Genomic DNA, 17,372 nt, shown 5'->3' with positions numbered 1-17,372 from the left:
CATGCTCGACCTGCCGCTTGTCCTGTTGTCCAACCGCGGCCCGGTGAGCTTCGACCGTGACACTTCAGGGCGGACGGTCACCCGAGGGGCGGGGGGCCTTGTGTCAGCCCTGTCGGGTCTCGCCGAGCACCTCGACGACGCCGTCTGGGTCTGCGGAGCGTCCACTCCGGAGGACACCGTGGTCGCGGGCGAGGCGCGGGGAGGTTCGATCGTCGTACAGACCGCGCCGTCTCCGCATGTGGTCGAAGGCGAGCCGAACGGTCCCACCATCCGGGTACGTCTGGTGGTCACCGACCCGGTGGCCTACGCGGACTTCTACAGCGTCTGGTCAAACCCGATCCTGTGGTTCGTCCAGCACGGGCTGTACGGCCGGGTGCTCTCGCCCATCATCACGCAGGCCGAACACGATGCGTTCGAAAATGGTTACGCCGCGGTCAACCGAGTCTATGCGGACGCCGTCGCCGACGAAGTCCGCGCCCGCGGCGGCAAAGCGCTCGTCCTGCTGCAGGACTACCACTTCTACCTGGTGGCCGAACGGGTCCGGGAACTGTGCCCGGATGTCCTGCTCACCCACTTCGTACACGTGCCATGGCCAGGCCCGGACGAGTGGCGCGTGCTGCCCGCGGGCATCCGCAAGCGGCTGCTGAGCGGCCTGCTGGGTAGTGACGTCGTCGGTTTTCACACCCGGCGCTATGCCCGCAACTTCGTCCTGTGCGCGCAGGAGCTGCTCGGCCTGGATGTTGATCTCGACAAACTATCGGTGGTCGTCGGCGATCGGACGGTACGAGCCCGCTATTACCCGATCTCCGTGGATACGGCCGCACTGGACGCGCTCATGGATACCGAGGAGGTCACCACGCATGTCACCATGCTGCGCCACGCCTTCCTCGACGGAGACCGGCAGCTCATCCTCCGGGTGGACCGCACCGACCCGAGCAAGAACGTCGTGCGTGGTTTCCTCGCCTTCGGGACGCTGCTCGACCAGCATCCGGAGCTCGTGGGAAAGGTCAGCTTCCTCGCCCTGCTCCAGCCAAGCCGCACGGACGTATCCGAGTACGCCGACTATATCGCGCTGATCGGCGCGGTTGTCGCCGAGATCAACGCTCGGCATACCAAGGAAGGACAGCAACCGATCGACCTGCGGATGGCCGAGGACTTCCCGCTCGCGGTAGCCGCCTACTCGATCTGCGATGTGATTATGGCCAATGCCATCGCGGACGGGATGAACCTCGTGGTCAAGGAAGTCGCTGTGGTCAACCGCAGCGGCGGCGTGCTGGCGCTGTCGGAGAACGCCGGAGCCCACGAGGAGCTCGGCGAGTACTCGGTGACCCTGCATCCTTTTGACGTGCAGCAGATGGCCGACGCCCTGCACGAGGCTCTGACCATGCCGATGGAGGAGCGGCAGCAGCGGCTGGCCGCGGCCGCCGAGCAGGTGCGCACCCATGACGTGGGCCGCTGGCTCGGCGAGCAGCTAGACGACCTCGCACGGCTCGCGGGCTATGCCTGAACCCCGCTGAAGTCACCCATCTCGACAGGATTCCGCCATGGCTCGCGGGGTAGTCTCAGCTGCGACGGACTTCGGTGGACGATGCATGGGGAGCGGACGTGGCGAGTTCCGGCGGTCACCACAAGGCGAACACGGGTTCGTGGGCCGCGGTTTTTCTGATCATTGTGGCTTTTTCAGTCGGTGTCTTTGCTCTTGTCCTCCACTCTGTCCCGCTGTGGATCGTGACCGGTGCGTCGCTGGTCATCGGCCTGATCGCGGCAGCTGCCTCTCGCATCATGGAGCAGGCCTACTGACCGGGGGCGGGCTCACCTCAGCCCCGGGCTGAGGTGAGCCCGCCCGCACAGGCCGCCTGTCCGTCCTCGGCTGACGGTAACTCGCGGCAAGCGCCTGTGCCCGTGGCTGGCCCAAGGTCAGTGGCTGGCTGAAGCTGCCAGCGAGCGCGGGGTGACGAAGGACACCAGACGTGTCGTGCTCGGCCCGAGCTCCGTCCAGCGGCTCACCGCCAGATCCTCTACCGCCAGCGCGGCCGTGGGAAAGGCGGGAATACGGGAACGCTCGCCGGCTGGCAGCAGGCCAGCCGCCAGCGCCTGGATACCGGGGTTGTGGCCCACCAGCAAGACGGTGGGCACGCCGTCGTCCAGTTCCCGGAGACGGTCGAGGAGATCGGCGGCATCAGCCAGATAGAGCCGGTCCTCAGCCAGCACCGGGACATCGGGCGGAAGTGCCCCGGCAATGTGTTCGACGGTCTGGCGGGTGCGGCGCGCGGATGAGCACAGCACCAGGTCGGGGATGAGGCGGTCGGCGCACAGATGCTCCGCGATCAGACCGCACGCTGCCCGGCCGCGAGGTGACAGGGGCCGGTCAGCGTCCGGTGTGGAGCCGTCGGCCCAGTCCGACTTGCCATGACGCAACAGCAGGAGACGACGCGGAGGCCTCACCGCGTGACCTGTACGGATGCGGTGGACGACCGAACACCGCGACCAAGCGCGGGACACCCCGACACGAAACTCCTCCTCGGACGGCAACGACACGCAGCCTGCCCATCTCGGACCGGGGCGTCAATGGTTCTTTTCTGCTCGGTCAAGGCCAGCTGGTCAGATCCGGGATGCCCAGGAGACTGTGTGATCGTATGGCTGGTCGCCCGTGGTGTGGTGCTGACCGGTAGCCGACAGACGCCACACCGCGGGCGACACGGATGTCGCAGGAGGAGGTGGTAAGATCAGTTCGTAGCGCAGACAGACAGTAGGAGGCGATCGGCGTAAGCCAGCGCGTCGTCCGCGCTCAGACGACCGCGTGGCACGATTGAGTTGCGCTCATCCGACGTAAGCCCACCCCAGACTCCATGCTCTTCTTGACGGAACAGCGCCGTGGCCAGACAGGCCCGTCGTACCGGACAACTTGCACAGATCTTGCGGGCCCGGGTTTCGGCTGCGGCGCGAGCCTTGGTGTTGCGGCCGTCCGGTGGGAAGAACGCATCGGGATCCCCGTCCCGACAGGCCGCGTTCTGCCGCCAGTATGCCGGCCAGCCAGGGCCGTAGGGCTGTGGTGGGAGGTCCCGGCCGGGCAGGACAGGTACGCCGGCGCTCATGGCATTCTGCCGATCATGATCGAATCCGTACGCAACAGAGATAGGGTGTCGGGAACGGCAGCGCTGCCCGGGGGCAGCGAACGCGACTGACTGGGCATACCGTCTCCTGCTGGACATCGCTTGTGGCGGACATAACAGGGACGAGCACCACATAGATGTGTTTTAACGCACATCTACTCTGCTCGGGTGGGACTACAACAGGTGCGGAGAGACGACGAGGTTCTCCGGCGTGGAGTGCACCGCACCGCTGGCGCCAAGTACACCGGAAACGAACCTGTCTCGTCTCGTTAACCGAGGAACGTAGACGGCTCTCGACCGGATAGCAAGGGTTCCGGAACGGTCACGTCCGCGGTCTGTGTCACACGTCGCACCACGACCTCTGTGATCGTTATGTCATCGCAAATTAATCACTCAAAGTTATTTAGTGGATACTAATTGTAAATGCCCGGCTCGTCTTTTACGTAACGAACCGGGCATTTCGGGCATCCAGTAGTCAAGCTGTGTCAAAGACGCTGATTGGCACGATTGCAAGCGTGAGCAGGATCACAATAATGATCGTTGGCCCGCACGGCCGACGGAGTGGCCTTTACACGCGCCCGATGCGGTAGTTGTCGGTCCAGATAAGTTGATATTGTACATATGTACCCGGGCGCCGAGAAACAATCATTTGCCCGCCGCCGGCGTACAGGCCGTTGTGGTACGCCCGCCCTTGATCGTCCAAAAAGAAGATCACGTCACCTAGGCGAACATCGGCCCGGCTGACTGGGCGTAGCGCGTCGAACTGCTCATAGGTCGTACGGGGTACTGAGACGCCCACCTGCGCGTAGACATACTGGATGAGACCTGAGCAGTCGAAGTCGTTCGGTCCAGCGCCACCATAGCGATAGGGCTTGCCGATCTGCTGCTGGGCGACCGCGACTGCCGCCGCGCCGAGCGAGTTCGACCCTGCGCTCGGGCCCGGCGGCTGCGCTGTCGCCGTCCCAAAAAGCGCACTCCACGTCAATGGCCCGACAATTCCGTCAGCCACCAGGCCTGCGCCAGCCTGGAAACTCCGGACAGCACTCTCCGTCACCGGGCCAAAATCCTGGTCGGCCGTGATCCCCAACCGGCGCTGGACCTCCGCGACTGGCTCTCCCCGGCTCCCTCGGCCCAGCAGTCGACCGGGATACTCCAGCGCCGCGAGCCGCACGGTACTGGACGCTGAGGAGGACGATGTGTACCAGACCGCGTCAGTGGAAGAAGGTGCGGTATTTTCCGTATACCTATTGCGTGGAGCTTGCTCACTTGCGGTGGCCGGACGAGGCGCAAGCGCCACCGCGACGGCAACAGCACAGGAGAACGCAGTTACCGTTGGTGAGACTGCACGGCTTGAGATGGACATTACCATCGCCCCTCCGCCGCCGTCCGGGCAGCGAACCCGGGCCCCGTCCGCGTGCGTCTCGCGGACACGGGGATGCGGACGGGCCTCGGCGGTCATCCCCGTTACTCACAGTGATAGTGAGCACCCTCACGCTAAGAGACGACCGAAGAACTTTCAGCGATACTAGTTACCAAGAGTAACAGCGTCGGCTTGCCGTCCGATCAACAGGCAACAGGCGCGGCAGCGCCGGCCGGCCGCTACAGGCCGACCTTGCCGGAGGGGTTGTCCCGGTCGAACAAACGGCCCGCCCGCACGTAGCTGTCCAGTGAGGTGGACGAGCGCCACCGTCCTTGCCGCATGATCGCCCGGTCGGGCACGCCGGCGCGGGCGGCGGCCGTGGCGAACCCGGACCGTAGTGAATGGCCGGCGAAGTCGGTGGGGGACAGGCCCGCCGCGGCCACCCGGCGCTGGACTATCCGGGCGACCGAGCCCGGATAGAGCCGGCCCGAGCTCACTCCACCGTGCCGGTTGATCGCGCGGAACGCCGGCCCGTGCGTAATGCCGGCAGTCTCCCGCCAGGCGATCCACGACCGGACCGGGCAGGTCGGCCGGTAGGAACCGAAGGTCAGGCCGACCAGCGCGCCGCTTGCGTCCTGATCGGTCTTGGATCTGCGGATGGTGAGGACCAGACCGTCCGGCGTCTCGGTGATGTCTGCCAGGTCGAGCGCGACGAGCTCGCTGCGGCGTAGGCAGCCGGCGAAGCCGACGAGTAGCAGCGCCCGGTCGCGGATGTCGGCGAGCCGGGAGTCGTCCAGCTCGGCGAGCACCTGGGTGAGCAGGCGGGTCTCCAATGCGTTCTTGCGGTTCGGCGCGGCGCCGTGGGTGCGGCGGATGCCGTCCCAGACGGTCGCAGCCTCAGGGGATGACGCCGGATTGGGGTGGCGGCCCAGCTGGTGTGCCACGGAGATCGCGGCTAGCCGCCGGCGGATGGTGGTCGGCTTGTATCCGGCGTCGGCGAGCGCCGCCAGATAACCGGCCACGGTTTCTGGGGACGCGGGCAGCACCGCCAGCTGCGGCGACTGGTCGGCACACCACGCACCGAAGTGGCGAAGGTCGGTCTCGTAGGCGCGCCAGGTCGAGGGGGCCCGTGCGGCCCGGGCATAGTCGGCCACCCGCTCGACCAGGTCCGGCGAGAGCGCATCGGCGCTATCGAATCTACGGACAGCAACTTCTGAGCCGCCTTCGCTCATGTTCGTAACCCACCCCTTCGGCGCCCGGCTGACGCCCGAGAAGTAAAGCTTATCGGGCGTCAGCACGAGAACTGTTCCGTATCGAATTATCGTATAGATACGTAACTAAACAACGTTTCAAAACGAAACGTTAAACGATATGGCGCAAGGCGTCGCCGGACGCCGGCTGAACCTTCGGCCGGGCCTTCCTGCGACGAGGTGGACAGCATGGGTCGGCTCGCCATGCTCAGCGCGGCCCCGCCATGGGGGCGTGCCGCGGCGAGGTAACCGCGGGCCGACGCCCGTATGCCTTCGACGGCCAGCGTGTCCGCTCATTCAGGTTCGGCGCGCATACCCCGAATCATGAATGTGTCGCCGGGCTGAATGGTGGCTTTTCCGAACCGACATCTGTTTTTCGGTTGTTTTTCGGTGGACCGCTCCACGGCATCCACGGCATCCACGACGAACGGCCGGCCGGCGGCCACGGAACGGATTGCCGTGCTGATGTTCCCGCCGTGCTAGCCTCCCCCCGTCTCATTGTCACCGGTCCGTTTTTCCAGGAATCTGGACCACCTGCCGAAAGAGGTATCCAGAAATGATGCGCCGTCTCGCGCTTGCCGTACTTGCGGCTGGCGCTGTCACCGGCCTGATCGCAACGCCGGCGTCGGCCAGCAGCACATTCAGCGTCGTGCAGCCTCACCAGAGATATGCCGGCAAAACGTACGGACAGTGGTCGGCAGCCTGGTGGCAGTGGGCGGTCAGTGCCCCGGATCCCGACAGCCCCCTCAACGATCCAACAGGGGATAACTGCGCCGTCAACCAGAGCGGACCGGTGTGGTTTCTCGCCGGCACCCCTGGGACTAGCAGCCCGAGCTGCACTGTGCCTGCCGGCAAGGCAATCCTGTTTCCAGTCATCACCGCCGAATGCTCCAGCGTGGAGAAAAACGGCACGACTGAGGCGGAGTTGCGTGCCTGTGCGGCGAACTACATCAACCACGCGACATCCCTGCATGCAAGCGTTGACGGAACCCCGATCGACCTCGGGCCCGCCGGCAGCCGGTTCCGGTTCCAGTCTCCGTTTTTCCGGATCTGCTTCGTGCCGGACAACCCCATTTACCCTGACGGCGGAACAGGACGGTCGGTCTCCGACGGTGTCTGGGTGTTGCTGCGGCCATTGCCGCCAGGCCAGCATGAGATCAACTTCGCTGGGACAATCTCCATTCCCGAGGCCACTCCGCCTGTCAACTTCCAGATATCCGTCAACTATCACGTGACGGTGGCGGATCAGTACTCCGATTATGAGGAGCCGGAAACGCCTGTCTATTGGCGTTGGTAGTCACCGACGGCCGAGCCGTTCCCGCCGCGGGGCGTCTATACACGGATGCTGGTCCAGCAGTCCCGTTTGATATTGATGTTGCTTCAGGCGGCGAGAACGGCGGCCTCGGGGAACGGCCAGCCAGGGCTGGCCGGCGAGGGCCATCCAGATGGCTCGGACTCCAGCCGTGAGTGGCGGCATCACCCTCGCCGGCCCCGAAGCCTCCTGACACAAGAACTCTTGATCATATCCGTTTGGCTCTGGCGGCACGTTTCTTACCGACATCTCTTACCGACATCCCTTACCGACACCCCGGACAGGGGGCGTGCGTACGGCTTGTGGCAGGCTCGCGATCCCTGCCGATCGATTGCCGGTCAAGGGCGCTGTGCGTGATCCACTGTCGACACTGCCACAATTCGATCTATAGCAGATGCCATACTTGATGCTATGGCTTCGACATCTATGCAGCTTGACAGCGGGCTACGCGACGAACTGGCGGAGATCGCCGAGCGGGACTTCCATGGCGTGCCGCTCGGCGAGGCGGTCCGGCGCCTGGTCAAGGAATACAAGATTAACCGCATCATGCGGCGGTATGAGGAGCTGCGCGCCGACGCCGAGGAATGGGCCAGCTACCAGGCCGAGGCGCGGCTGACCGACGATGCGGCCGGCGACGGCCTGCCGGATACGCGCGACGAGTACCCGGAGTACAACCGGTGAGCCGGGCGCTGAGGCTCGCGCCCTGGCAGGTGTGGCTGGTGGACTTCGGCCAGCCGATCGGGGGCGAACAGGGTGGCCTGCGTCCGGCCGTGGTTGTCGGCTCGGCGACACACTGCCGGTTTCCGATCGACATGGCCCTCGTGGTGCCCCTGACCGCGCGGGACCGGGGCCTGGACCATCACGTGCGCATCGACTCGCCCGAGTCCGGCCTGCACCGGCCGAGCTGGGCACGCACCGAGGAGATCACGGCGGTATCCACCCAGCGGTTCACCCGGTCCGCACCGCTGGGCATCGCGTCGGCCGCCGAAGTCGCCAAGCTGGACGAGTGGCTACACGAGATGGTCGCCTTCCGCTGACCTGCCGAGCACGGCCTCGGCTACGGGATCCGCGTCGTCACCGTCGAACCGATGAGCTGCCGGGCGCTGAACGCCGCAATCGAATCCGGGCACCTTGTCGACGTGCCCGTCGACTCGATCGCTGCCGACACGCTCGGGGCGCGACACGCGTCAGCCATGGCGCTGGAATGGGCAGGAGGTGCCGCGGTCCACTCGGTTCTGGTCCGGGATAACGCGGCCCTCACCGGGTACCAGCTCACCCTCGACAGCACCGAAGCCCCCTGGCGCAAGAACCATTGATCATCGGTGGCCCACCGCGACCATCGGTCAGATCGGGGGGCTGGCGTCCCATGGCTCGGCCGGCCCATGATCCCCTGGAGGCTCCCGCCGATCGATCTCAGGCCCATGACCCGCCGCCCAGAGAGTGCGGCACTTCTCGCAGTACAGCGCTGTGCCCGGCCGCCATCCGCCCTTGCCGCCACGCCGGTTACGACGGTGCTCGGGGCAACGCAGCCGCAGCAGGATGACTCCCGGGTTCGGCTCGGGCTCGGGCTCAGGCGGCCGTGCCGCCGCGGCAGCCGTCACGTCCGCACCGTGCCGGTTCCTCCGCAGCGACGGCACGGTTTGTCCTCCTGGCCGTCGAAGCTGGATTCCTCGTCCGATTCGAGAATGGGCCTGGTCTGATAACCAGCGCCACCGCAGTCCTCACAGGTCAGCATGCCCTGAGCGGCCGCGTCGTGCGGTGGGCGGAAATCGGCGCCGGCCCGTTTACCGGACCGCCCCGCGCCCCGGCCGCGTCGGTCACCCCTGAACATGGCCACGATGTCACGGTGACGGCTGGGATGCCGATTGTCGAGTACGGCCTCCCAGCCGCCGCCGGCCCCGTCACCACCTGCCCGACCAGCAACACATATGACGAATATCCCAATGATGGATATACCGTCCGTCGGACATCGCCCATATCCACACGCAACACGCGACGGTGCGCCAGTGACGACGCCGCGCGGCACAGCACCGAGGCCTCCAGAAGATCCAGGCCGGCCCCTGCGCTGGACGGAGCCCATCGGCCGCACGTCCGCAACGCCGTCGTTTCAGCTCTTGAGGAAGGAGAGCAGGTCGTCGTTGAAATCCTGCTCGAAACGGCCGACCAGCCCGTGGGGTGCGCCGGGTACGACTTTCAACGTCGCGTCTTTCACCAGCGCTGCTGATTTCAGCGCCGCGGCCTGAATCGGAACGATCTGATCGTCGTCACCGTGCGAAATCAGAACCGGGACGTCGATCTTCTGGAGGTCTTCGGTGAGGTCCGTTTCCGAGAATGCCTTGATGCAGTCATACGCGGGCTTCAGCCCCACAGTCATGCTCATGAGCCAGAATGCGTCGCGGATCCCCTGGGAGACGTCCGCGCCATCCCTGTTGACGCCGTAGAAGGGGACGCTCAGATCCCGGTAGAACTGTGACCGGTCAGCGCGCAGGTTCACCCGCATGGCGTCGAAGGCGTCGATCGGTGTCCCGTCGGGATTGGCGGCCGTTTTGAGCATCAGCGGAGGTATCGCCCCACGCAGCACGGCGGTCGCGACTCGCGACGTGCCATGGCGGCCCATATAGCGGGTGACTTCTCCGCCCCCGGTAGAATGACCGACCAGCGTCACCTGCCTCAGGTCGAGGGCGTCCATCAATTCGGCAAGATCGTCGGCGTACGTGTTCAGGTCGTTGCCGTCCCAGGTCTGACCCGAGCGTCCGTGGCCTCGGCGGTCATGCGCGATGGCCCGGTAGCCGTAGGAGGCTACGAGCTCCAGTTGGTTGTCCCAGGCGTCCGCGGTCAGCGGCCAGCCGTGACTGAACACGACTGGCCGACCAGTGCCCCAGTCCTTGTAAAAGATCTGCGTGCCGTCCGTGGTCGAGATGGTGGGCATTGTCGGCTTTCCTTCCCGGTGAGATCGTTGCCACAGTTACCCCGCGTGGGCACGTGACGCGATCAGGAGATCACCGATCCGGCATACCCGAGGCGACGTCCCTCAACCCGAACGATCCAACCGGCCGCTGGCTCCCCCGGTTCGCCGACGTGTTACCGCCCTGACCCATTGTCCGATGGGGTGGCCCGCCAACGGGCGGGCCACCAGCCACGGCCGGCGCACTATCCATGATCAGTGCATGTTTGAGGAGCTCCGCCCGCCGCGGTCACCGGCCACCACGTCCGCCCAGGTTCTGACCGAACCTGATCGTGTCGTTTACGTGCGCCACGAACGCGGAAAATGAGATCGTATAGACAGATCGCACATGCGGCGGAACTGTGCGGGACGCGACATGTCCGATAATCTGACGAAGGACCATTGGGAGGGTGCGTGCACCGGCGGACGGAAAAATTCGGCGTCACGTTAACCATTCTGGACGACCTGCTGGCCCCGCTCGCCGCCGAACCCAGGGAATTCCTTCTCAACCGGGCGCTGGACGAGTTCGTTCAGGATGTCGCCGTTCTGGACGGCGTCGCGGCGACCATGGTGACGGGCGCACCCAGGCCGAAGATCGACGAATCGATCGACGCCGCCGGGACGGCGGTAACCGACAGCGAGTTGATTGTTTCAGGCCAGCAGGTGATGCAGTCCTGGGAGCGGCCGCTCATGCGGGCGCTGGCCCAGGCCGTGACAACGCCTGGCGGCTCGGTTCTGGAGGTCGGCTTCGGGCTTGCGATCTCCGCCGGTTTCGTGCAGGAGATCGGGCCCGCCCACCACACGATCATCGAGGCGAACCCGGAGGTCGCCCGTCGTGGGGCCGAGTGGGCAGGCGCGCAGGGGCGGCCCAGTGCGGAACTGGTCCATGGCAGGTGGCAGGACGTGCTGCCGGCCCTCGGCCGGTTCGACGGGATCCTGTTCGACACCTACCCGTTGGACGAAGGCGAGTTCGACGAGTACGTCATGCGCGACGCGACATTCGCCGAGCATTTTTTCCCGCACGCCGCCGCGCACCTTGCTGAGGGCGGTGCGTTCACCTACTACTCCAATGAGATCGACTCGATGTCCCGGCGTCATCAGCGGGCATTGCTGGAACACTTCCGGTCCTTCTCCGTGCGGATCGTCGACGGCCTGCGGCCGCCACCGGACTGTCACTACTGGTGGGCACCGTCGATGGCAGTGATCGTCGCCCGTGAACCGCGCCGCTGACGCGTACACGACCGTCGATGCGCGGGTCGCGGCCGCACCCTAGCGGTCGCTGGCGGACGGCGGATGGCTCGTGCTGTCGGTGCCGCCGCGCCGGCTCGCCCGCGTCGAACGGTGCCTGGCCGCCCAGGAGGTCACCGTGCTCGACTTCTACCCGCTTCTACCCACGGGGTCGGTAGACGTCCGCGCGGTGCTCGATCGCGACGACGTCGACTCGGTGGTTGTCGGTGTCAACGCGGTAAATGACGCGGTAGTCGCCTCGTCGCGCGCTGTGGAGTCCGGCGAGTTGGAGCTGGAGTGGCTTGCCGACGCGGTGGGGGCTGGCCGCGAGAGATCCGTAAAGGAACTCGACGACGGCGGTGGCGACCTTCTCGGGCAGTCGGCGAAGGGCGCGTCGAGCGGGCGCGGTGAAGGCGATCTCGTAGGCGTCGGTCATCGGCCGGTGGCGAGACGCAGCGCTTCGTCCTTGGTCAGGACGGTCGTCCCCGCCTCGTCGAGGTCGTCGAGCGCCTCCCGGACGTCGGCCATGAGCTGAGTGCTGCCCATGACGGCAAGGGTCTCCTCAAGTGACTCCAGGTCGTCGACACTGATGACGATCGCTGCTGGTCTGCCGTGCCGTGTGATCACGACGCGGCCGTGCTCTCGTTCGACGCTGTCCACAACCTCCGAAAGGCGGTTTTTCACATCCGCCAGCGGCATCTGCTCAACGATCGACATAGCCACAACTATAGCCAAGACTGGCCGTTCCGGCGGGGTCACCGCTGGCCGGGCGGACCTACCGGCAAGCCTCGGATCGCTACCAGGCAGGCATCGGTCATCGATGGCGGCTACTCGGCCGCCGAGGTCGCCCGGAACGTCGGCGGCCACGAGATGACGTTGGGAAAGTGGTTGAAGAAAGCACGGGACGAGAGGAACGTCATCCGAAGGCGTGGAGGCGCACCACGATCGGCGGCGACCGGCCCGTGCCGGCACCCGACCTGTTCGGCCGCGACTTCACCGCCCAGGCACCCGACACGCGCTGGTGTGGGGACATCACCGTCGATGGCGGGTGGCTCAGCCGGGCTTCGGCCTCGTTCCGATCACGCCCGCGGCCTCCCAGGCGGCGAGTTGGGCATCGGAGTGCCCGAGCAGGCCGCCGAGGACCTCGTGGTTGTGCTCGCCCAGCAGCGGAGGGGTCCGCCGGTGCACGGGCGGGTGAGGCCCGCCGGAGAACAGGATGGGGTACCCGGAGTGGGTCGCCGAACCGATGACCCTGTGGCCGGCGAGCTCCTCGAAGAAGCCGCGGGCCCGCAGCTGGGGGTTGGCATCCAGCAGAGCGCCGTTGCCGACGACCGCGGCTGGCACTCCGTGGCCGACAAGGATGGCCTCGGCCTCGGCCGCCCGGCGTTCGGACGTCCAGGCGTTGATGGTCTCGTCGATGGCGTCGTGCCGGGCCCGGCGCTGGTCACGGCTGTTCAGGCGATCCCATCCCGACGGCTCGCCGAGAGCCTCGCGCAGCCCGTGCCACTGCGGCTCGGTCTCGACCGAGACCGCGGCCCAGGTGTCACCGCCGGAGTCCGCGCAGCGGTACAGCCCCTGCGGTGCCGCCGTGGGGCCCCGGTTGCCGTCCCGCTCCAGGAGCGCCCCGTAGGCGCTGAACTCGGCGTACTGCTCGGCGCAGATGTTCAGCGCTCCGCCGAGCATCGGAGCCTCGATGAGTGAGCCCTCGCCGGTGCGCCGGCGGTGCTCGAGGGCCAGGGAGATCGCGATCGTCGCGTGTGAACCTGCGAGTGGATCGCCGACGGAATTGGCGAACTGCGGCGGCGCGTCGGGGTAGCCCGTCATCCAGGCGATGCCGGAGACCGCCTCAATGGTCTGTGCATAGCCGGACCGGTCCCGCCACGGGCCGTCGGAACCGAACGCCGGCAGCCGCGCGTAGATGAGGTCGGGCCGCGCGGCCCTCAGGATGTCGTAGGTCAGCCCCCACGAGGCCATGACGCGGGGCGTGAAGTTCTCCACGAGGATGTCCGAGCGGGAGACGAGCTCGAGGAGCAGCTCCCTGCCCTCCTTGCTGCCCAGGTCGAGGGTGATGCCCCGCTTGCCCGCGTTGCCGCCGTGGTAGCTCGGGCCTGTCTCCCACCAGAGGTCCTCGTGGAACGACCGGGCGCCGCGCATCCTCATGCCGTCCGGCCGGGACACGGACTCGACCTTGATGACGTCGGCGCCGAGCAGGGCGAGCACGTAGCCGACGATGGGTCCTGCCCAGAACGCGGTGAGGTCGCAGACCCGCAGGTCCGCAAAGGGGAGCGCCGCCGGTTCGGTCCCGGTGGCCGGCTCTCGCGGGGTGCAGGTGGCCAGGAGCTTTGCGGTGTGCTCGCCGAGCGTGGGCGCGGGCGCGAAGTCGCGCAGCGCGAGGCTGCTGCGCGGGAAGCGGTAGGGATGGTCGGGCTGGACGAAGCCGCCGCGGGGGTTCGTCGTCATCAGCCCGCCCGCCGCCACGTGGTCGAACGCCGGGGTGAGCGCACCGTTGCCGACAGGGGCGACTGGCACGCGCAGCGCCTCGGCGATCTCGATGATCTCGTCGGTGGTGTGCGCCGTCATCCAGTCGGCGATCACGGGCGCCAGCGTCTCCCGCCGGCTGATCCGCTGTTCGAGGCGGATGAGGCTCTCGTCGTCCAGCCAGTCCGCCCGCTCGACCAGCACGCAGAAGTCGAGCCACTGCTGGCCGGTCACGACCATGAACGCCACCCAGCCGTCCTTGGTGCGCTCGATGCCAGGGAAGTTGAGCATGCGGCGGGTGTACGGCGGGACACCGGCGACGCTGCGGTAGTTGACCTCGTACATGGTGTGGGTCAGCACGATCGACTCGAGCATCGACAGGTCGAGGAGCTCACCCTGGGCGGTGCGTAGGCGTCGGCGGTAGGACGCGAGGAGGCCGACCGCGCCGATCATGCCCGACAGCCACTCACCGGTCCGCCCGCCGACGCAGACCGGTGGCCGGCTCGGGGTGCCTCGCCCGAACACCCCGCCCGAGATGGCCTGGAGCGTGAATTCGGTGGCCGGCCGGTCGGCCCACGGGCCCGCCAGGCCGAAAGGCGTGATCGACAACACCAGGGCGGCCGGGTTGAGCTCCCGCAGCCTGGCCGGGCGCATGCCGGCGGCGAGTGCGGACCCGGGTGACCAGATGACCGCGTCCGCCCAGCGGACGAGCTCCGCTGCCTCCTCGAGGGTGGGCACGACGGACTGCTTGGACGCGGCGAGAACCTTGAACAGGGCGCTGTCGTCGTCCGCGGCGATGGCCGCGCCACTCGCTGACCAGCGGCGCAGGGGGCCGCCGACGGCGTCCTCGCACATGACGACCTCAGCTCCGGCGTCGGCGAGCAGCTTGGTGGCGTAGCCGCCGGCGACGCCGATCGAGAGGTCGAGGACACGGAAGCCGTCCAGGGGTGCGGGCACGGGTTCTCCTATCGATGCCTGGGCAGGCCGAGCACGCGTTCGGCGATGATCGTCTGTTGGATCTCCGACGTGCCGCCGCCGATGCGCAGGCCGAAGGACGTGAACCACGGCTGCGACGCGGACTGGTCGTGGCGGGCGTGCAGGTGCCGGACCTCGTAGTTCAGCTCGGTCGCGAGGAGCTTCAACGCCGACGGCCCGGCTCCTTCGATGCCGGCCTCCTGCTCGGCGACGGACTGCTCGAGCAGGGCGCGCACGGCGAGGGCGCGGACGGTGAGTTCGGCGACCTCCGCGGCCGCGAGGGGATCGTCGGCCACGAGCGGGCTGAGCCGGCGCAGCGCGTGCAGGGCGCCGAGCACCATGGGGGCGGTGATGGTGCTGCGCTCGAAGAGCAGGGTCGTCGTCGCCACCTGCCAGCCCTCGCCCACCGCTCCGATCACGTTGGCGAGCGGGACGCGCACCTCGTCGAAGCGGACCTCGCAGAACTCGCTCGGCCCGCCGATCGTACGCAGCGGCCGGATGGTGATGCCGGGAGAGTCCAGGTCGACGATGGCGTAGGTCAGGCCACCATGCCGGCTGGACGGATCCGTGCGCACGAGCAGCTCCGCGATGTCGGCGTGCTGCGCGAAGGTGCTCCATCGCTTCTCGCCGGTGACCACCAGGGCGTCCCCGTCGACGACGGCCCTGGTGGCGATCGCGGCGAGGTCTGACCCGGCGCCAGGCTCGGAGAAGCACTGGGCCGCGATGATCTCGCCGCGCAGGATGCCGGGCAGCCACCGCCGCTGCTGCTCGGGAGTGCCCCGCGCGATGACAGTCGGCCCCGCGTGGGAGAGGGCGACGAGGAACAGGCCCGCCATCGTGTCCCCACCGGCGAGCGCGATCTCCTCGTGGAACGCGAGCTGCTGGCTGGCACCCGCGCCACGGCCACCGTGGCTCTTCGGCCATGCCACGCCCGCCCAGCCACCGTCGTGCAGCTGACGTTGCCAGGCCCGTTGGCGCGCGACGTCCGCGGGGGTGAGGTCGGCGGCGATCGCCGAGCCGGCGTGCGGTGCCGGGGGAGTGTGGTCGCGGAGGAAGCGCCGGAGCTCGGCGCGGAAGGAGCTGAGGCTGTCGCCCTCGATCGCGGTCGGGGTGACCGTGGTCACGAGGCAGCGTCCAAAGCGAGCATCGCAGCGAAGCGAGGAGCGGAGCGGCGGACGGGGCCGGGGCGATGGGTCACGAGGCGGCCTCCTCAGTCGTCAGCAGCGCGACGACGGCTGCCCGGTCGACCTTGCCGGTGTCCAGGCGGGGGATGGAGCCGACGAACCGGATCCTGCGGGGAAGCTCGTAGGGTGCCAGCTCGGCTCGCAGGGCCCGGCGGAGGGCCTCCTCGGTGAGCGCCGGTGCGCCGACGACGACGGCGGACGGGACTTCCCCGAGGCGGTCGTCGGCGACTGCGGCCACCGCGCTGTCGCGCACGCCGTCGATCCGGTTGAGCGCGTTCTCGACCTGGGTGGGGTAGACGTTGAAACCCCCGCAGAGGATCAGATCCCTGACCCGGCCGACGACGCTGACGAACCCGTCGGCGTCGACGGTGCCGAGGTCACCGGTCGCGATCCAGCCGCCCGTCGTGGAGCCCCGCACCCGGCCGTCGTCGTCGAGGTAGCCGGACATCGCCGAGGAGGCGCGGGCCTGGATCTCCCCGATGCGCCCCCGCGGCAGCTCCGCCCCGTCGGTGTCGACGATCCGCACCGCCACGCCCGGAGCGGCGCGCCCGACGCTGCCGGCGGGCCGCCGTCCGGCCGCGACATCGTCGGGCCGCTCGAAGGCGATGGCGCCGGCGAACTCCGTCTGGCCGTAGTTGCGCAGCACGGGCACGCCGTAGCGGGCCTCGAAGGCGACGCGGGTGGCCTCGGGCAGCGGCGCGGTGCCGACGGTCACGCTGCTGACCTCGGGGAGCGTGACCGACGTATCCGCATGGACCAGCTCGTAGACCATCGACGGGGTCAGGCGCAGCACTCCGATCCTGTATTCGGCCGCGATCCGCGCGACCAGCTCAACGGAGAACTTGTGGCACAGCAACACCGGCTTGCCCAGCCACCAGGACGTGAGCGAGGTCAGGAACCCACCCATGTGCGCGACGGGGACGAACACCGGCTGCGGCTCGCGGGCCGGTGTCCGCACCGGCCGGCCCTGCGGCGGCAGTCCGCTGCCGGCGGCAATGCCGCGGATGCTCGCTTCGAGGGCCGAGAAGGCGATCGCGGCGCCCTTGGGCCGGCCGGTCGTCCCCGAGGTGAAGATGATGAGGGCCTCGTCGGGAAGCGGGTTACGGGCTGCTGCCGCGGCGTCCGCGTGGACAAGACGTGCGCCGAGGCCGTCGGGGTCCGGCTCGACGATTGTGGCGCAGCCGGCGTCACGCGCCCGGTGTGTCACCGCGGCGTCGGGCAGCAGGCGGCTGAGTGAGACGACGCTCCCGCCGGCCCGCCACACGGCATGAACGGCGACGAGGGACGCGAGGTCGTTGCCCAGCCGGACGCCGGTCCGGGTACCTGGCTCAAGCCGGCGGCTGAGCTCCTCACTTGCCGTGGCGAGCTGGCCGAACGTCGCCGAGGTCCCCGTCGGTGTCCTGACGGCGAGCGACAGCGGGTGGCGCGCGGCGGTGCTCACGAGCAGTTCGCGCAGGGGCGCCCGCCAGGATGGAGTGCTCACAGGGACAGTCTCCGGGCATATATGGCGCCGGTACCCAGGCCTGCCC

At 67.9% G+C, this 17,372-nt stretch carries 19 protein-coding genes; 7 read left to right on the top strand and 12 right to left on the bottom strand.

What is annotated here, in order from left to right; translation table 11 throughout:
* The first annotated feature begins 1 nt into the window (after position 1).
* Both MJ797_RS07470 and MJ797_RS07465 read left to right on the top strand, forming a co-directional pair.
* Positions 2-1,507: a trehalose-6-phosphate synthase gene (locus MJ797_RS07470; RefSeq protein ID WP_239333194.1), complete on the top strand. Its 1,506-nt coding sequence runs from the start codon at positions 2-4 to the stop codon at positions 1,505-1,507.
* A 98-nt stretch (positions 1,508-1,605) separates the two neighbouring features.
* Positions 1,606-1,800: a solute carrier family 23 protein gene (locus MJ797_RS07465; RefSeq protein WP_239333114.1), complete on the top strand. Its 195-nt coding sequence runs from the start codon at positions 1,606-1,608 to the stop codon at positions 1,798-1,800.
* Between the two features lie 117 nt (positions 1,801-1,917).
* Here the strand turns inward: MJ797_RS07465 and MJ797_RS07460 are convergent, their stop codons facing one another.
* The 4 genes from MJ797_RS07460 to MJ797_RS07445 form a co-directional block, all read right to left on the bottom strand.
* Positions 1,918-2,445, bottom strand: coding sequence for a histidine phosphatase family protein (locus MJ797_RS07460; RefSeq protein WP_239333113.1), 528 nt, complete (start codon positions 2,443-2,445; stop codon positions 1,918-1,920).
* Between the two features lie 281 nt (positions 2,446-2,726).
* On the bottom strand, positions 2,727-3,095 hold the full coding sequence (locus MJ797_RS07455; protein WP_239333112.1) for a WhiB family transcriptional regulator: 369 nt from the start codon (positions 3,093-3,095) through the stop codon (positions 2,727-2,729).
* Positions 3,096-3,681: 586 nt separating this feature from the next.
* Complete coding sequence (locus MJ797_RS26965; RefSeq protein ID WP_255738515.1) at positions 3,682-4,476, bottom strand: NlpC/P60 family protein; 795 nt, start codon at positions 4,474-4,476, stop codon at positions 3,682-3,684.
* A 236-nt stretch (positions 4,477-4,712) separates the two neighbouring features.
* The gene (locus MJ797_RS07445; RefSeq protein ID WP_239333110.1) at positions 4,713-5,705 is read right to left on the bottom strand and encodes a tyrosine-type recombinase/integrase; all 993 of its coding nucleotides are present in this window, start codon (positions 5,703-5,705) and stop codon (positions 4,713-4,715) included.
* 859 nt (positions 5,706-6,564) lie between these two features.
* Between MJ797_RS07445 and MJ797_RS07440 the strand changes: the two genes are divergently transcribed.
* The 4 genes from MJ797_RS07440 (at position 6,565) to MJ797_RS07425 (ending at position 8,351) form a co-directional block, all read left to right on the top strand.
* Positions 6,565-7,020, top strand: coding sequence for a hypothetical protein (locus tag MJ797_RS07440; RefSeq protein ID WP_239333108.1), 456 nt, complete (start codon positions 6,565-6,567; stop codon positions 7,018-7,020).
* Positions 7,021-7,446: 426 nt separating this feature from the next.
* On the top strand, positions 7,447-7,716 hold the full coding sequence (locus tag MJ797_RS07435) for a hypothetical protein (protein WP_239333106.1): 270 nt from the start codon (positions 7,447-7,449) through the stop codon (positions 7,714-7,716).
* On the top strand, positions 7,713-8,072 hold the full coding sequence (locus MJ797_RS07430; RefSeq protein WP_239333104.1) for a type II toxin-antitoxin system PemK/MazF family toxin: 360 nt from the start codon (positions 7,713-7,715) through the stop codon (positions 8,070-8,072). Before MJ797_RS07435 ends, MJ797_RS07430 begins: the two co-directional genes overlap by 4 nt.
* Positions 8,073-8,123: 51 nt before the next feature.
* Positions 8,124-8,351: a hypothetical protein gene (locus MJ797_RS07425; protein ID WP_239333102.1), complete on the top strand. Its 228-nt coding sequence runs from the start codon at positions 8,124-8,126 to the stop codon at positions 8,349-8,351.
* A gap of 27 nt (positions 8,352-8,378) precedes the next feature.
* Here MJ797_RS07425 and MJ797_RS07420 read toward each other — a convergent pair whose 3' ends face one another.
* From MJ797_RS07420 to MJ797_RS07410, 3 genes are all read right to left on the bottom strand, one after another.
* Entirely contained in the window at positions 8,379-8,636 is a 258-nt protein-coding gene (locus MJ797_RS07420; protein ID WP_239333100.1) for a hypothetical protein, read from the bottom strand.
* Positions 8,633-8,872, bottom strand: a complete 240-nt coding sequence (locus tag MJ797_RS07415; protein ID WP_239333098.1) for a hypothetical protein — start codon at positions 8,870-8,872, stop codon at positions 8,633-8,635. The genes MJ797_RS07420 and MJ797_RS07415 overlap by 4 nt, the downstream gene beginning before the upstream one ends.
* Positions 8,873-9,142: 270 nt before the next feature.
* Positions 9,143-9,964 (bottom strand): alpha/beta fold hydrolase, encoded by an 822-nt coding sequence (locus MJ797_RS07410; protein WP_239333096.1) that lies wholly within the window; start codon positions 9,962-9,964, stop codon positions 9,143-9,145.
* A gap of 429 nt (positions 9,965-10,393) precedes the next feature.
* Here MJ797_RS07410 and MJ797_RS07405 point away from each other — a divergent pair, with 429 nt between their 5' ends.
* Entirely contained in the window at positions 10,394-11,209 is an 816-nt protein-coding gene (locus MJ797_RS07405) for a class I SAM-dependent methyltransferase (protein ID WP_239333094.1), read from the top strand.
* A 157-nt stretch (positions 11,210-11,366) separates the two neighbouring features.
* Here MJ797_RS07405 and MJ797_RS07400 read toward each other — a convergent pair whose 3' ends face one another.
* The 5 genes from MJ797_RS07400 to MJ797_RS07380 all read right to left on the bottom strand — a co-directional run bounded on the left by MJ797_RS07400 (position 11,367) and on the right by MJ797_RS07380 (position 17,326).
* Entirely contained in the window at positions 11,367-11,642 is a 276-nt protein-coding gene (locus MJ797_RS07400) for a type II toxin-antitoxin system RelE/ParE family toxin (protein ID WP_239333092.1), read from the bottom strand.
* Positions 11,639-11,923 carry a type II toxin-antitoxin system Phd/YefM family antitoxin gene (locus MJ797_RS07395; protein ID WP_239333090.1) on the bottom strand — a complete coding sequence of 95 codons (285 nt, stop codon included), beginning with the start codon at positions 11,921-11,923 and terminating at the stop codon, positions 11,639-11,641. The genes MJ797_RS07400 and MJ797_RS07395 overlap by 4 nt, the downstream gene beginning before the upstream one ends.
* 336 nt (positions 11,924-12,259) lie before the next feature.
* Positions 12,260-14,641, bottom strand: a complete 2,382-nt coding sequence (locus tag MJ797_RS07390; RefSeq protein ID WP_239333088.1) for a CaiB/BaiF CoA-transferase family protein — start codon at positions 14,639-14,641, stop codon at positions 12,260-12,262.
* A gap of 8 nt (positions 14,642-14,649) precedes the next feature.
* Positions 14,650-15,783 (bottom strand): acyl-CoA dehydrogenase family protein, encoded by a 1,134-nt coding sequence (locus MJ797_RS07385; RefSeq protein ID WP_239333086.1) that lies wholly within the window; start codon positions 15,781-15,783, stop codon positions 14,650-14,652.
* 70 nt (positions 15,784-15,853) lie between these two features.
* Positions 15,854-17,326 carry a class I adenylate-forming enzyme family protein gene (locus MJ797_RS07380; RefSeq protein WP_239333084.1) on the bottom strand — a complete coding sequence of 491 codons (1,473 nt, stop codon included), beginning with the start codon at positions 17,324-17,326 and terminating at the stop codon, positions 15,854-15,856.
* Positions 17,327-17,372: the final 46 nt, after the last annotated feature.

The sequence above is a fragment of the Protofrankia sp. CiP3 genome (assembly GCF_917627345.1).
Taxonomy (GTDB): domain Bacteria; phylum Actinomycetota; class Actinomycetes; order Frankiales; family Frankiaceae; genus Protofrankia.
Note: the sequence above shows the minus strand (reverse complement) of the source record. Positions and strands in the feature narration are given on the sequence as shown.

Bases quoted from the DNA above. Each gene is read 5' to 3' on its own strand.
- MJ797_RS07470 (WP_239333194.1), top strand. From the start codon at position 2: ATGCTCGACCTGCCGCTTGTCCTGTTGTCCAACCGCGGCCCGGTGAGC.
- MJ797_RS07455 (WP_239333112.1), bottom strand. From the start codon at position 3,095: ATGAGCGCCGGCGTACCTGTCCTGCCCGGCCGGGACCTCCCACCACAG.
- MJ797_RS26965 (WP_255738515.1), bottom strand. From the start codon at position 4,476: ATGTCCATCTCAAGCCGTGCAGTCTCACCAACGGTAACTGCGTTCTCC.
- MJ797_RS07445 (WP_239333110.1), bottom strand. From the start codon at position 5,705: ATGAGCGAAGGCGGCTCAGAAGTTGCTGTCCGTAGATTCGATAGCGCC.
- MJ797_RS07435 (WP_239333106.1), top strand. From the start codon at position 7,447: ATGGCTTCGACATCTATGCAGCTTGACAGCGGGCTACGCGACGAACTG.
- MJ797_RS07425 (WP_239333102.1), top strand. From the start codon at position 8,124: ATGAGCTGCCGGGCGCTGAACGCCGCAATCGAATCCGGGCACCTTGTC.
- MJ797_RS07410 (WP_239333096.1), bottom strand. From the start codon at position 9,964: ATGCCCACCATCTCGACCACGGACGGCACGCAGATCTTTTACAAGGAC.
- MJ797_RS07400 (WP_239333092.1), bottom strand. From the start codon at position 11,642: ATGACCGACGCCTACGAGATCGCCTTCACCGCGCCCGCTCGACGCGCC.
- MJ797_RS07395 (WP_239333090.1), bottom strand. From the start codon at position 11,923: ATGTCGATCGTTGAGCAGATGCCGCTGGCGGATGTGAAAAACCGCCTT.